Annotated in this window: 12 protein-coding genes; 5 read left to right on the forward strand and 7 right to left on the reverse strand. The window is 65.2% G+C overall.

Annotation, left to right across the window (positions count from 1 at the left end; all coding sequences use genetic code 11):
• Positions 1–106 precede the first annotated feature (106 nt).
• The 6 genes from AC1MED_RS16500 to AC1MED_RS16525 all read right to left on the reverse strand — a co-directional run bounded on the left by AC1MED_RS16500 (position 107) and on the right by AC1MED_RS16525 (position 7239).
• Positions 107–1657 (reverse strand): FAD-dependent oxidoreductase, encoded by a 1551-nt coding sequence (locus AC1MED_RS16500; protein WP_479784421.1) that lies wholly within the window; start codon positions 1655–1657, stop codon positions 107–109.
• Entirely contained in the window at positions 1654–3138 is a 1485-nt protein-coding gene (locus AC1MED_RS16505) for an FAD-dependent oxidoreductase (RefSeq protein ID WP_479784422.1), read from the reverse strand. The genes AC1MED_RS16500 and AC1MED_RS16505 overlap by 4 nt, the downstream gene beginning before the upstream one ends.
• Complete coding sequence (locus AC1MED_RS16510) at positions 3135–4529, reverse strand: FAD-dependent oxidoreductase (protein WP_479784424.1); 1395 nt, start codon at positions 4527–4529, stop codon at positions 3135–3137. Before AC1MED_RS16510 ends, AC1MED_RS16505 begins: the two co-directional genes overlap by 4 nt.
• 77 nt (positions 4530–4606) lie before the next feature.
• Entirely contained in the window at positions 4607–5440 is an 834-nt protein-coding gene (locus tag AC1MED_RS16515) for an SDR family NAD(P)-dependent oxidoreductase (RefSeq protein ID WP_479784426.1), read from the reverse strand.
• Positions 5430–5816 (reverse strand): NIPSNAP family protein, encoded by a 387-nt coding sequence (locus AC1MED_RS16520; protein ID WP_479784427.1) that lies wholly within the window; start codon positions 5814–5816, stop codon positions 5430–5432. The genes AC1MED_RS16515 and AC1MED_RS16520 overlap by 11 nt, the downstream gene beginning before the upstream one ends.
• A gap of 4 nt (positions 5817–5820) precedes the next feature.
• The gene (locus AC1MED_RS16525) at positions 5821–7239 is read right to left on the reverse strand and encodes an MFS transporter (protein ID WP_479784428.1); all 1419 of its coding nucleotides are present in this window, start codon (positions 7237–7239) and stop codon (positions 5821–5823) included.
• 206 nt (positions 7240–7445) lie between these two features.
• On the opposite strand from AC1MED_RS16525, the gene AC1MED_RS16530 reads away from it, so the two are divergent.
• Positions 7446–8174 carry an IclR family transcriptional regulator gene (locus AC1MED_RS16530; protein WP_479784429.1) on the forward strand — a complete coding sequence of 243 codons (729 nt, stop codon included), beginning with the start codon at positions 7446–7448 and terminating at the stop codon, positions 8172–8174.
• A gap of 168 nt (positions 8175–8342) precedes the next feature.
• On the opposite strand, the gene AC1MED_RS16535 is transcribed toward AC1MED_RS16530, so the two are convergent.
• The gene (locus AC1MED_RS16535; RefSeq protein ID WP_479784430.1) at positions 8343–8519 is read right to left on the reverse strand and encodes a CsbD family protein; all 177 of its coding nucleotides are present in this window, start codon (positions 8517–8519) and stop codon (positions 8343–8345) included.
• Positions 8520–9391: 872 nt separating this feature from the next.
• Here AC1MED_RS16535 and AC1MED_RS16540 point away from each other — a divergent pair.
• The 4 genes from AC1MED_RS16540 (at position 9392) to AC1MED_RS16555 (ending at position 14047) form a co-directional block, all read left to right on the forward strand.
• Positions 9392–10393, forward strand: coding sequence for an SIS domain-containing protein (locus AC1MED_RS16540; protein ID WP_479784432.1), 1002 nt, complete (start codon positions 9392–9394; stop codon positions 10391–10393).
• 93 nt (positions 10394–10486) lie between these two features.
• Positions 10487–11365 (forward strand): PfkB family carbohydrate kinase, encoded by an 879-nt coding sequence (locus AC1MED_RS16545; protein ID WP_479784433.1) that lies wholly within the window; start codon positions 10487–10489, stop codon positions 11363–11365.
• A gap of 62 nt (positions 11366–11427) precedes the next feature.
• Positions 11428–12537, forward strand: a complete 1110-nt coding sequence (locus tag AC1MED_RS16550) for a LacI family DNA-binding transcriptional regulator (RefSeq protein ID WP_479784435.1) — start codon at positions 11428–11430, stop codon at positions 12535–12537.
• Between the two features lie 181 nt (positions 12538–12718).
• On the forward strand, positions 12719–14047 hold the full coding sequence (locus AC1MED_RS16555; RefSeq protein WP_479784437.1) for an ABC transporter substrate-binding protein: 1329 nt from the start codon (positions 12719–12721) through the stop codon (positions 14045–14047).
• Positions 14048–14194 lie beyond the last annotated feature (147 nt).

The raw sequence follows: 14194 nt of genomic DNA on the forward strand, positions 1-14194 counted from the left end.
CCTACAGAAGTCAAAAGCTCGCGGGCACCATCCGCCGTTCGTTCTACTTGACTAATGGGGAGTACTGAAGGGAACGGCCTGCCCGGCCGGGCAGGCCGTTCCCGTTTCATACTCGAACGCTGCTGGCCAGCGGGGCTCCCGCCACATTCAGGTCACTACGGCCCGGCGCGCGCGCCACGTTGCGTCCGGCGATGCGTCCGGAAACCATCGCCCAGCCGATGTGGAGCCCGTGGTTGAGCAGCTGGAGGCCTCCCTGACCGGTGGATCCGGCAGCCCACAGACCGGGGATGGCTTCACCCTCGGGAGTGGTCACCCGGAGTTCAGTGTCGACGGCCAGACCGCCGTCGGCCAGGGTGATGAAGGCGTTCATCGGCCCCAGCGCGTAGAACGGGCCTTCGCTCACGCCCTGGCCAAGGTGCTCGCGGTCGAAGTCGCCGTCCTTGCCGGCCGCCACCTTGGCATTCCAGTCCGAAACACTGGCCGTCAACACCGCCGGGTCGAGGCCGGTGCTGGCAGCCAGTGCCTCGATGGTTTCGGCCCGGTGGTAGACGTCCGGACGGTACCGCTTGTAGTCATCGACGTAGGCGTAGGCCACCCCCGGGAACGTGGAGACCGGGTTGGGCCAAGCCGAGAACTTCCTGGCCACCCGTTCGTCGAAGATCATGTAGGCGGTGTTCTTGGCATCCGCCGCGGTGGCCCGCGCCATGGCCTTGTCCGAATCCTCGTTGGCGATGCGCTTGCCCCCGTGACCCACGAGGATCGCCCCAGCGCGGTACATGGTGTTGTTGGGGCCGACCCAGCTGGTCAACGCTCCGCGGACCACGTACGCCAGGATCTTCCGCGGCAGCCGCTCGACCACCAGCCGCATGACCTTGGAGATGAGGGGGTGCGAGGGCAGCATCTTTATCGGGTCCACCCGGGTGGAGGGCGCAAAGCGAAGCCCCTCATACAGGCGGTCCATCTGGATCATGACCCCGCCGGCGTCGGCGCCCAGTTTGAAGCCGTCGCCGGTGGCGTTCGGGTTGACCGGCGGGATCTTGGCCGCGCCCTCCCCCACGTACTTGGCCTTCATCTCGGCGGACGCCGAGTAGTCACCCGTGGCCAGGATGACGCCGCGCCGGCCGAAGTAGTCCCGGCCGTTGGCGCGCGCGCCGATGATCTCGCCGTCGGCGTTGCGCAGCAGCTCCTCCACGCGCATGGAGGTATGGATGAGGACGCCGCGCTTCCTGCACTCGCGCAGCAGGGCCTCGGCGTACGCACCGGAGTTCGGCAGGACGTTGTGCATGCGGGGCTTCTCGTAAGGCGGATCCGGAGTCGGGCCGAGGAACTGCACGCCGATGCTGCTGAGCCACTCCACGGTGGCACCCGAGTTTTCGGCCAGGATCCGGCGTAGCTCCTTGTTCTCGCGCTGCTCGAACTCGCCATTGGCCACCTTCATGTCCTCAACGAACAACTCAACGCTGTCATTGACCCCTGCGCGGTATTGGTAGGCCGTGTTGGCGGCGGTGAACGAGCCCACGGACATCGCCGTGCTGCCTCCCACCTTGGCGCACTTCTCCAGGACGATCACCGTCGCACCGCTGGTGGCCGCGGAGATCGCGGCACTCATGCCGGATCCTCCGCCGCCGATCACCAGAACGTCTGCTGTTGAACTCACTTCGTGTTCCCTTCACGTCCGTACCTGCCGCCGGCGACGGCCAGGTTTCCGTGCTGCATCGATTTGGCCGCCCGCCCTGCCGCCGAGTCACCGGCCCAGCGGCCGGTGATGTAACCCGGCGCCAGTCCGCCGGCGTAGCCGTAGTTGGACAGCCCGCCAATGTCGGCACCGGCTGCGTACAGCCCGGGTACCGCGGCGCCGTCGTGGTCCAAGGCCTCGCCCTTCGCGTTGGTGCGGATCCCGCCAAAGGTGAACGTGATGGAGGGCTGGACCATGAGTGCGTAGAAAGGGCCGTCCTGCGGCGCCCGCGCGGAGGCGGACACCGGAACGCCGTCGGCCGTGCCGCCGCCTTGGCGGGCGACTTCCGCATAACGGTCCAGGGTGCCGGCGAGCTGATCGCGGTCAACGCCCCAGTCGGCCACCAGGTCCACGAGTTCCGGCAGGGTCTGCGCGACAGCGTGCTGCCCGCCCGCCTCGATGGCTATGCCCAGACGGTCGATGCTGCCCAGTCCCGGGAACGGTTCCTCCAGCACTTCCGTGCTCCGGACGAACTCATCGAAGATCAGGATTCCGCGCGCTTGTGGCTGGAAGGTGACGGCCTGGTTGAGCAGTTCGTCGCCGTCGGTCTCGTCCGCGAAGCGCTTCCCTTGCAGGTTCACCAACACCGTCGAGCCGGAATAGTACTGGGAATAGGGCAGATAGTGGGCGGCCTCGAAGCTGCCCACCGGATACGGCAGCAGGTGCCCGTAGAAGGTGCTCATCGCCGTCGTCCCCCCGGTTCCTGCAGCCCGCGCGATACGCAGCCCGTCGCCGACGCTGCCGGGGTTGGAGCGCAGCACCAGCCGGTCCGCGTTGGGCCCGATGGATCGCGTCAGTTCGGCACGGTCACCCTGGAATCCGCCGCTGGCCAGCACGACGGCGGCTGCGTCGTAGCGGATTTGGTGCCCGTCCGCGGTCCGCACCAGGACCCCGGTGACGGCACCGCCGTCGTCCTGCAGGAGTTCGGTGACGGCCGCTCCGGCCGTGGCCTCTCCCCCGGCCGCGATGACCTGATCACGGCACCAGGCCAGGATGGCGTGGATGTCCGTGGAGTAGCCGATGCCGAAGGTCATGATGTCCCGCTTCGGCTCCGCCGCAACCCGGACACCGGCGGCACGCAACTCGGCGAGCGCGTCCTCATAGTCGTCGACTAGGCGGCTGCCGAGGTCCACGTTTCCCAGCGGAATCCGCTTCCGGTAGGCATCCACGCTGGGAGCGGTCCAGAACATTCCCGCCGACAGCGCGGCCGAGCCGCCGAACGTCGGCTGTTTCTCCAGGAGCGCCACTTTGGCTCCGCGCCGGGCGGCGGTCATGGCAGCGGCGGATCCGCTGACCCCGGATCCCACGACGACGACGTCCACCCGGCGGACCTCGTGCTCGCCGGGCGCCGTGTCCGTGGAACGGTGCTGTGTGAGCGCATCCTGCTGCGTAGCCGTGCTCACTGCGCCACGCTCGATGCCAGTTTCGCGGCGGCGTGCTCGGCGGCGATCCGGCCGAAGACGACGCCCTTGCCCAGCGAGGTGCCGGTCATGTACGCGGCGCCGTGGAATCCGCCGGTGAGCTCGCCGATGGCGTACAGCCCCGGGATCACGTCGCCGTCGACGTCCACCACCTCCGCGTCTGGGTTGATGGTCACGCCGCAGTAGGTGGTGGTCATCAGCGCCTTGGCGGGGTAGGCGTAGAACGGTCCCTGGTCCAGCGGCAGGAGTTCGCCGACGCCATTGCACAGGTGGGTGCGGCCCACTTCGTCCTCCTCGCGGCCGGCCACCGAGTCGTTGTAGCGGGCCACGGTCGCCACCAGGGCGGCGGGGGCGATGCCGGCTTCCTCGGCCAGTTCCTCGAGCGAATCGGCCTTGAAGAGATGACCCAAGTCCTCGATCATGCCAATGTCATTGAGCGGGATGCCGGGGTGTGATTTGGCCCGGACCTTGGCATCGAAGATCTCGAAGCCGAGGCCCTCCGGCTGCTTGAGCACCTCGCGGCCGAGGGTCTTGTAGGACTTGGACTCGTCAACGAACCGCCGGCCGTCCTGATTCACGATGATCGCGCCCATGTAATACGCGGTGAGCAGTTCGTGGAATTCCTCGCCGGTGTCCGGGTGGGAGCCATAGGTTGCGGTGATGTAGGACATGTCCGCCACGCCGGCGCCCAGCTTCCAGGCCATCTTGAGGCCGTCACCGGTGTTGCCCGCCCCGCCATAGGGAATCGCCGCAAGCTGCTCCGGCGCAAAGGTCCGCAGCAGCTCAGCGCTCCGGCTGAAGCCGCCGGTCGCCAGGATCACCCCGGCGCGGGCGTTGAACAGTGACTCGGTACCGTCAGCTTCGACGACGACGCCGGTCACCGTGCCTTCGTGGCCGCGCACCAGCCGGACCGCGCGGTGTCCCAGCCGGGTTTCCCCGCCATTTTCAGTGAAGGAGCGGTGCAGCTTGGCGAGCAGCTCGGTGATCACCGTGTTGTGGCTGCGCGGCGCGGACTGTCCGGAGCTGATTTCCAGGGCCCGGAACGTCGCGCCCTGCTCCTTGAGCCAGCGGTAGGTGTCGTCCTGGCGTTCAAGGTAGGCATCTACCAGGGCGCGGTTGTTGACGCCGCCGCCGGTGGAGAGCAGGTCCTGCAGGAAGAGTTCCGCGGAGTCCTGGACGCCCTCGGCCGCCTGCTCTTCGGTTCCGGAGAAGGCAAAGAATCCGCCGCTCATGGCCGAGGATCCGCCAAGCTTGCCGGTCTTTTCCAGGAGCGCCACCTTGAGGCCGGCTTGCGCCGCGGCGGTGGCTGCGGACTGTCCCGCGATACCGGATCCGAGGACCACCACATCGTAGTCGTACTGGGGCATGGTCATTGCTGTCCCTTTCAGGGGTTTTGTCATTGGTGCTGGCGCGTCCGTGGGGGACGCGGCGGGCTCACGCCCGGGGCTTGTCAACAGGTGAGGAATCCGCCGTTGACGTCCAGGCTGGTGCCGGTGATGTAGGTGGACTGGTTCCCGGTGAGGAAGGCCACGGCGTCGGCGATCTCCTCCGGCGTCGCGAAGCGCTTCATGGGGACCTGGCCCAGAAGCCTGGCGTCCTGGGGAACGTCGCCCATCATGGGGGTCTGCACAAAGCCCGGCGCCACGCCGTTCACGCGGATCCGGAAGTCGGCCAGTTCGTGGGCCAGGCTGGCCGTCAGGTTCTGAAGCGCCGCCTTCGATGCCCCGTAGACCACGGAGCTGGGCAGGAAGGGGCCGAACGCCGCGTCCGGGCCGCCGCCCGTGCCGGTCTTGGCGGTGATCGACAGCAGGTTCACGATGCTCGCGGAACCATCCGTGGGCATGTGCCGGTAGACCTCGCGCACCAGGAAGAACGGTGCCGCAACATTGACCGCCATGACGGTGTTCCACTCATCGTCGCTGAGTTCAAAGAAGCGGATCTTGCCGCCGTTTCGCTTGGGCGAAATGCCGACGGCGTTGACCACTACCCCCACCGGGCCGGTCTCGGCCGCGAACGCGGCAAGTGCCTTATTGGTCTCCCCGTCGGCCAGATTGCCGGCGAAGCCGCGGTGTTCGGCCCAGCCCACGTCGGGGAGCGACGCGGCCGTCCGGTCAGCGGCTTCCTGGTCGAGATCGGCAACGACGACGGCGTAGCCTTCCTGCGCGAGGCGCCGGCTGATCGTCTGGCCGATGCCGCCGGCGCCGCCGGTCACGATCGCCGTCTGCAGCAGTACCGGCTGCTTGAGAGTGTCCGGATCGAGTGTGGCGGTGGGGTTACTGGTCATGGCCGGGCTTCTGGTTCGGGCTGAAGGCCGTGTGCTGGTCGGTCACGGCAACGGGCAGGCTGCGGATCGGCGAGAAGGACGTCGGGTACATGATCCGGTTCTCCATCGTCATGATCATCGGCCGGATGATGGCCAGGCATTCCTGCCATTGGCCGCTCTTGGCGAGATCGGCGCGGCGGTTGCGGCGCTCTTCCAGGTTTTCGTAGGCCCAGAAGTGGTTGAGCTCGTTCTGCCGCCCGAATTCGGTGACGAAGTAACCCAGGAAGCCTCCCAAGATCGGCTTCTGCGCGGGCAGGCCGATGTTTTCGTAGGCGTCAAGGTACTCCTCTAGCCGGGCACCGGTATGAAGGACGTAGGTGCGCTGTTCGACGATCATGGCGTCACAGTGCGTCTCGGGCGGCGGAGCCGACCAGTCCGGTGGCTGTGGCCGCCGTCGTCGTTTCCTCAACGTGGACGTAGCGGCCAAAGCGGTGCTGGCCGCCCTCAAGAGTCTTCCCGTCGCCCATCAGCACCAGGTTGATCAGGGCCGCGACGATGATCACGATCCACGCGATGGTGATGGAGACCGTGCTGCCGCCGCTGATGCTCATCAGCCAGGAGGCCAGGAACGGTGCGGGGGCGGCGAAGATGAGGTTGGAGCCGGTCAGGGCGAGCGCGGATCCGGTATAGCGCATGTGGGTGGGGAACGCCTCGGCGAAGAGTGCGCCCTGGCCCGCATTTCCGAACTGCGCAGTGACCAGGGAGAACGCCACCATGCCCAGCGTCAGCGGGAAGCTGCCCAGGTTCACCACCGGGAAGAACAGGACCGCGGCGAGCAGGGTGCCTGCCGATCCGATCGTCAGGATCCGACGTCGGCCGTAGACATCCGCCAGCCGTCCGCCCCACCAGATCGCGATCACGGAAAGGAAGTTGGAGATCATGATGATCGTGAACGTCTGGCTCTGGGTGAAGCCATGGGTGGTGAGGTAGCTGATGCCGAACACGGAGACGATGTAGAACGTCACGACGATCGGGGCGAAGGCCAGGATGAGCCGCAGGATGGTGACGCCGTGGGTCTTGATCACGGTGGCCGGGTTGGTGGATTCCTGGGCGAGTTCCTGCATGCCTTCCTTGAACACCGGCGTTTCCTCCACCTTGAGCCGGATGTAGATGCCAACGGCCACCAGGAGGATGCTCAGCAGGAACGGTACTCGCCAGCCCCAGGAGAGGAAGGCTTCCGGGCTCAGCACGCCGGAGAGGACGGCCAGCATGAGGTTGGCGGCCACCTGGCTGATGGGGGACCCCATTGCCATGAGGCCGCCGTAGAAGGCGCGGCGGTCCGCGGGTGCGTGTTCCATGGTCATCAACTGGGCGCCCGTTGCCTCGCCGCCGAGCGCGATGCCCTGAACGAAGCGCATGAGAACCAGCAGCACCGGGGCGGCAACGCCGATCGCCGACTGCGGCGGAAGCAGGCCGATGACCATCGACGCGATGCCCATCGTGATGAAGGTGGTGAGGAGGATCTTGCGCCGTCCCAGCCGGTCACCCAGATGGCCGAACACGATGCCGCCGAGCGGGCGTGCCACGAAGCCGACGCCGAACGTGGCGAAGGACGCCAGCAGGGCGACGGCGGGACTCATGTCGTTGAAGAACAGCTTGGGGAAGACCGTGGCGGCCATGGCGCCGTAGACGGCGAAGTCGAACCATTCCAGGGCGGACCCGAAAGTTCCGCTGAGGACGGCGCGCTTGGCCTGCCGTGATGCGGGCATTGTGGGCTTGAGCGGCCGTTTTGCGGCTCGGGTGGGGTGGGACAGACTCATCAGGACTCCTTTGTCTGGTGAGCAGGGCGGGCAGGTGCACCGCCGGTGGGGGTTTCGGTTCGCAACCTCGGGGGACCTAGCCGAGGCCGGTCCTGGAGGTGGGGGTCATTCGGTGATGTGACACTAGCCACGCCTTCGCATGTGACGCAATAAGTGCTAGCTTTTATTGCGTGATACGCAAAGATGAAGCACCGAGGGTCGAATCCGTGCACCGCGCATTGGTTTTGCTCAAGCACATGTCCCGACAGGGCTCGATCAGCGTGACGGAGGCCTCAAGCGTCCTCGACGTCAACCCGTCCACGGCGCAGCGCCTGCTGGCTACCCTCGTGGGAGACGGGTTCGCCGAGCAGGCGGCCCAGCGGAGGTACGTGCCGGGCCCCGAGTACCGGAAGGCGGTCATCGACAACACACCGCCGTCGCTCATCGTGCGTGCCCGCCCGTACCTGGAGCGGCTGTTTGCGCGGGTCGGCGAGACGAGCCACCTTGCCGCGCTAATCGGTACGGATATCCACCACCTGGACGGCATTGAGGCCACCACGCATGCCCTGCGCTTTGGCCTGCGCACGGGGGTCATCCTGCCGGCCCATGTGACGTCCTCCGGCAAGGCCATCCTCGCGGACCTGCCGCGGGAAGACATCGAACGGCGCTACGGCATCCTGGATGACTCAGCTGCCGATGCCAATGCAGGCATCGACTTTCCCAAGCTGTACCGGGATGTTGACCAGACCCGCCGGACAGGGATCGGCATGAATTTCGAAGAGAGCGAGGACGCCGTCGCGGCCCTGGGCGTGTCCCTGGGCGTGGTTGACGGTCAGCACGCGGCGCTGAGCATTGCGATGCCCATGACCCGGTTCGCCCGGCAGGATGCAAAGCGCCTGTCCGCGCAGCTGCTGGAAACGGCCGCTGAATTTAGGAGGCAGGAGCTGCAGGTGTGAAGTCAGGGTTGGGTGGCTTGTTGGTGTTGCTTTGCTGTGCCGACAGCTTTCCGAACGGCGGCTGCCCGACTTCGAGCCAAGGCTTTACACGCGCGAACACGCCACTGACCCGCGCGTCCTCTTCCGGAGCCGCAGATGGGCGTACTTGAGCTCCGGCGCTGCCGGTTCTTAGTGCTTTTTGAAAGCGTCCTTCACCTTTTCGGCCGCCTGCTTTAAGTCGGCTTTGACCTGTTCGCCCCTGCCCTCGGACCTCAGACGCTCGTCACCCGCCGCCTTGCCCGTGGCTTCCTTCATTTTGCCGCCCCGCTTGGCTGCGGCATTGCGAATCTTGTCACCCAGTCCCATGATCTTCCTCCTTGGGGTACTTCCCGGCAGTCCCGGTTTTATTTTGATGTTCGTGCTCGCCGGTCTGGAAGGGCGCGCCCGCGGTAGGCGGCTGGCCCGCCGCCCGACGGTCCGACTCCCGCGCACCAACAACGGACTGAGCACCGCCGGATCCGGCTTCGGCCGGTGACGGTCCAGGCGGTACATTGCCGCTCGTTGTTGCGGCCCCGGTTACGACTCGCTGCCCCTCAGTCATCGCGGGATCGTCGTAAACCTGCTCGACCGGCGCCTCCCCAGACTTGCCCCGTTCCGGGTGCGCGTGGTCCCCTTCGGCTCTGGTGCCTGCCTCCGCGACGTTGACCGCTTCTCGCACGTCTGCACCACTACGGGAGTTATCGGCCTGGGCTTCAGCGCCGGACAAGACGCGCTGGTCCTCGTCTTGGTTGGTACCTTCAGGTGCCGGGACATGAGGCTCCCGTTTTTCTGGTTTCAATTCCGTGGGCGCCTCAACCGGCAATTCGGAGTCGCTGCGGTCTGTCATGATCCTTGCCCTTCCGAGACGAATTCATGCGTCTGCTCCGGCGCAACTTAAGTCTAGACAGAGCCGCGGCCTACCAACAGGCCCGTTTGCTCAGTCCCCATCGCGGCGATGTCCACGCCGTCGAGCGTGATCCGCCAGCGAGAGGCCCTTCCGGCCTTTACCGCAGATGGTCGACACAGCACACGCGGCAAAGTCTTGGGACCTTCGGCCTGCGCCCCCGCTTGGGTGCAGGAGTCTGTCTGGGAAAAGCCACTCTTGACGCTGGCCCACGGCCGTGACACGATGTGGACAGTGTTGATACCGGTATCAACACGTATCACTATGAATAGGTTGTCGACGAAAGGATCACCCCGTGCTGGGCTTCAACGAAGAAAAATTTCTGCTCCAGACCCGCAGTGCGCTGGCATTGCAAGAGCAGATCGAACAGCTTGTGGACTCGCTGCAGCAACGCGACTTCCGCAATCTGTTCCTGATCGGCGCCGGGGGGACGTACGCGGCGATGCTCCCCTATGAGCACTTCATCCGCTCAAACTCGACACTGCCTGTTCGCGCCGCTATCGGCAAAGAACTCATGCTGACCGCAGATCCCACCTTTGGCCCCGGGTCGGTAGCGGTCTTTGCCTCCGTTTCCGGCACCACCGAGGACGTCATCGAGGCGATCGAATTCGCGAAGGCCAAGGGCGCCTACACCGTCGGTTTCACGGGTTTCGGCGAGAGCCCCTTTGCAAAGTCACTGGACGCCGTCCTCGTCACCGAACCGAAGACATGGCCGTTCGACATCCCCCTGTTGCTGCTGAGCACGCGCCTGCTCGCAACCCGCGGAGAGTTCGAAGGATATGAAGAGTTCGCGGCGGAGCTCCAATCCATCCCCGAAACCCTGGTGGACGTGGCGCGACAGGCAGAACCGGCAGCGGAAGCTTTCGCCGAAAGAAACGTAGACGTCGATTATCACTTCCTCGTCGGCGCCGGGAACCTCTGGGGTTTCACCTACCTCTACTCCATGTGCATCCTCGAGGAGATGCAGTGGCTCCGGACGACGCGCGTGCACGGCGCCGAATTCTTTCACGGGTCTTTGGAACTCATTGAAGAAGACACCAGCCTCATGCTGTTCCTCGGCGAAGACGAGAGCCGGCCCCTCATGGAGCGCGTCGTGAAGTTCGCGGAGAACTACAACAACAACACCACGCTGCTGGACACCAAGGACTACGAACTGCCCGGCATCAGCCCCCGCTTCCGTGGTCTGCTGGCCCCGCTCATTCTGGACACCGTGGTGGACCGGATCAGCAAGCACCTCGAGCGGGTCCGCAACCACTCACTGGATCTGCGCCGGTACTACCGCGTCGTTGAATACTGACAGTCAGCGGCCTTCGTACCCCAACCGGGGATACGACTTCCAGCGCTGCGGGCCCGGTCGGACCCGGGCCCGCAGCGTCGAGACGGGAAAAGCATGAGAGTAATTGGCTTCGGAGACAACATTGTGGACCGGTTCCTTGACCGCAAGATGATCTATCCGGGCGGGAACTGCGTCAACTTCGCCGTTCTCGCGCGGCGTCTGGGCCTGGACGCTGGCTATGTCGGCGTCTTCGGCAACGACGTTCTAGGAGATTTCGTCCGCTCGGCCTTGGTGCAAGAAGGCGTCGATATCAGCCGCTGCGTCACCCGGGAGGGCCCGAACGGAGTGACTGAGATCGAAGTGGTCGACGGCGACCGGGTGTTTCTGGGGTGGAACAACGGAGGCGTCACCATAGGCCAGCCCTTCGAACTCGAACCGGAACACCTGGCCTACCTGGCCACGGCGGACCTGGTGCATTCCAGCGTCTACTCAGCGTCGGAATCGCAGCTTCCCCTGGTGCGCGATACCGGGGCTCTGGTCAGCTTCGACTACTCCTCGGAGCCGGACCGGCGAACGGACGAGTACTTCAACCGGACAGCCCCTTACATCGATCTTGCGTTGCTTTCGTTGGGCGGGCATACCCGGCAGTCTGCCGAACATGAGCTGCGGCGGGTTGTGGAGGCAGGGGCGGCCTTGGCGGTAGGCACCAGAGGTGCAGACGGAGCCGTATTGTTCGACGGGGACGCGTTCCTCATGCAGGACGCCGTGCCCATAGACCCGGGGCGGTTCGCCGACACCATGGGGTGCGGTGATGCCTTCCTGACCGGGATGGTCGTGAGCCTCCTGACAACCGGCTGGACCAAGCGCTCCCGGCCGTCCGCCCGCAGCCTGGCCGAAGCCCTGGGCGTCGCAGCACGGGCCGCGGCGGAGCAGTGCTCCGTGGAGGGCGCCTTTGGTTACGGACGGCCTGCCGCCACACCAACTAGGATCTGATGCAGGAACACTTAAACAGCCGGGTCGCCGACGCGAATCCCTGCACATAGAAGGGGCTTTGGATGCCGTCGGACCACCAGCACCATGACGCGGCCCCGACCATCACCGACGTTGCGGCTGCAGCAGGGGTGGGCAGGGCCACAGTCGCGCGCACCCTGGGCAATTACGGTTCGGTCAGTGACGCGACCCGAGCCAAGGTGATGCTCGCGGCGGAGCGGCTGGGTTACAAGCCCAATGCCCTGGCGCGGAGCATGACCACGGGTATCACGAAAACCCTAGGCATTGTGGTGGCGGACGTCGCCAACCCGTTCTTCACCGGAGTCCTCAAAGGCATATCTGAAACCGCGAAGCTGGCCGGCTACGACGCCATCATCCTGAGCACGGACGAGAAACTGCAACTCGAGCGCGACGCCGTCGGCGTCCTGCTCGCCAAGCAGGTCGACGGCCTCATTGTGGCGTCGGCCGCCGGGCGCCATGACGACACGTCGCATCTGACCGGCGCCATGGAGCGCGGCATTCCAGTGGTCCTGATTGACCGCCTCGTAGACAGTCTCGATACGGACTCAGTGGTCATCGACAACCGTGAGGCAGCCCGCTCCGCCGTGGACTCCCTCATCCAGAACGGGCACCGGAGAATCGCCTTCGCGTGGGGCCCGGTGACGCTGAGCCCGGCAACCGACCTCGAGCAAATGCATCGCATCCTGGACGACGCGCTGTGGAGCGACGGCGAACGCCTCCGCGGTTACCTCGACGCTTTGAAGGATGCCGGAATACCGTTCGACACGGCACTGGTGACCCACGTCCTGAAGAACGAAGGACAAGCAACGCGGGCAGTCAGCGGCATGCTTGCCCTGGCGGATCCGCCCACCGCAATCTTCACCACCGAGACCGAGGCCACTGTGGGTGCGCTTCATGCATTGCGGGCACGCAATCTTCGGCTGCTCAAGGACGTATCCCTGATCGGCTTTGATGACAGCCCCTGGGCTGCCGTGATGGAGCCACCGCTGACGATGATTCGTCAGCCCGTACGCGAGCTGGGAGCGGTAGCGATCCAGCAGCTCATCGCGCGCATCAACGGGGACGCGTCCGCTCCGTCCCGGCATGTGTTGCCGTCGACTTTGATCTCGCGGTCATCTGACGGACCCGTGCCTTCGGCCGATGCCGGCCGGTAACGCCGCCTCGTAATTCCCCTGCTGAGACTCTTCCCCATCGCTCCAAATCGTGATTCACTATGGTACCGGTATCAAGCGTCCCAAATCAGTCCCGGAGACTGGCACCGATTCCAATGGAGGGCGAAGGTGCCGCTCCCATCGTGAAGCCTCGGCTGATCGGCCACCGAGCGAAAGTAGAAAAATGATCTTCCCCAAGAGCAAGCAATTGATGACGGCACTCGTCGCCGGGGCAGCGCTGGCCCTGGCCGGCTGCGGGGACGGCGGAAGCCAGACTGCTGCCCCTCTGGACCTCACCAAGGAGCCTGCGTACTCCGGAAAGCTGAGCATCCTTACGAAGTTCGGCGGCGATCCCCTCGAGCCGTACTTCAAGAATCTGGCGGCGGAGTACCAGAAGATGCATCCGGACGTTTCGTTCGAGTTGATTCAGGAAACGGACCAGAGCATCAAGGACAAGACCAAAACGCTGACGGCGTCTCAAGCCCTTCCCGACATTTTCTTCACCTGGGCCGGGAACTGGGCAAACAACTTTATCGACGGCGGACTCGCGGCAGACCTCACACCCGCCATCGCGCCCGGCACCGAGTGGGGAGCACAGTTCGGCGAATCGGCTCTCAAAGCCTTTGAGAAGGACGGCAAGTACTTTGCTGTCCCGCTGTACAACAACGGGAAGTTCATGGGCTACAACCAGAAAGTCTTCAAGGAACTGGGACTCACTCCGCCCAAGACATTCGAGGAGCTTGTCTCCTCCTGCTCGGTCCTCAAGGCAGGCGGCTATGAACCCATTGCGTTTGGAAACAAGGATGGCTGGCCGGCGCTGCACTACCTGCAGCAGCTGTTCGCCTACGAGGTACCGACCGACGTGCTGAAAGCAGATTTCCACCCGGCCACCGCAAAGCTGGAAGACGCGGGGTACCTGAGGGCCATGAAGCAGTACAGCACCCTGGTGAACGAATGCACGGGCAGTGGCAAGGACTCCAACGGGGTCCTGTACACCACGGCGCAGCAGGCCCTGGCAGAGGGCAAAGCCGGAATGTACTACCAGGAAGTCCTCGAATTCGATACCACTGCCTCCAAAGACTCCTCGCTGAAGAAGGACGGCCTCGGTATCTTCCGGCTCCCCGCCGCAGCCGATGCCAAGGGAGACACCAAAGCCATCGAAGCATCGCCCGAGGGCTACATCATCAACGCCAAGTCCAAAAACGCGGCCCTCGCTGCTGACTTCATGAAGTTTGCTACGAGCGCTCAAAACGCAGCCAAGCTGTCGGCTCCGCCCTACGGCCAGCCCAGCTCCGTCAAGGGCGCCGTTTCCAAGCAAAACTCCACCGCACCGGTCGTGGAAGGCATCAAGCAGGTCAACGAAGCCTCGGACGCCATCGTCTGGCTGGACTCGGTCACGGTCCCGGCCGTCGCGGACGCCTGGCTCGCCGGAGGAGAATCCTTGACCGCCGGAGGCCAAAGTCCCGAACAGGTCCTCGCTTCGGTCCGGTCCGCTTCCGACGCAGCCAAGTAACGGGTGCAGCCATGACAATTTCCAATACTGCGTGGAAGCCGGCGGCACCAACGCCAGCGACGGCGGTGGTGCCGGGCCGCCCGGCCGGGAAGCCCGCAAGAAGGGTCCGCTCGCAGCGTTGGCGGAACCTGATCTGGGTAGCACCCG

The sequence above is a fragment of the Arthrobacter sp. BI5 genome (assembly GCF_056680065.1).

Bases quoted from the DNA above. Each gene is read 5' to 3' on its own strand.
- AC1MED_RS16510 (WP_479784424.1), bottom strand. From the start codon at position 4,529: ATGACCATGCCCCAGTACGACTACGATGTGGTGGTCCTCGGATCCGGT.
- AC1MED_RS16515 (WP_479784426.1), bottom strand. From the start codon at position 5,440: ATGACCAGTAACCCCACCGCCACACTCGATCCGGACACTCTCAAGCAG.
- AC1MED_RS16520 (WP_479784427.1), bottom strand. From the start codon at position 5,816: ATGATCGTCGAACAGCGCACCTACGTCCTTCATACCGGTGCCCGGCTA.
- AC1MED_RS16525 (WP_479784428.1), bottom strand. From the start codon at position 7,239: ATGAGTCTGTCCCACCCCACCCGAGCCGCAAAACGGCCGCTCAAGCCC.
- AC1MED_RS16535 (WP_479784430.1), bottom strand. From the start codon at position 8,519: ATGGGACTGGGTGACAAGATTCGCAATGCCGCAGCCAAGCGGGGCGGC.
- AC1MED_RS16545 (WP_479784433.1), top strand. From the start codon at position 10,487: ATGAGAGTAATTGGCTTCGGAGACAACATTGTGGACCGGTTCCTTGAC.
- AC1MED_RS16550 (WP_479784435.1), top strand. From the start codon at position 11,428: ATGCCGTCGGACCACCAGCACCATGACGCGGCCCCGACCATCACCGAC.
- AC1MED_RS16555 (WP_479784437.1), top strand. From the start codon at position 12,719: ATGATCTTCCCCAAGAGCAAGCAATTGATGACGGCACTCGTCGCCGGG.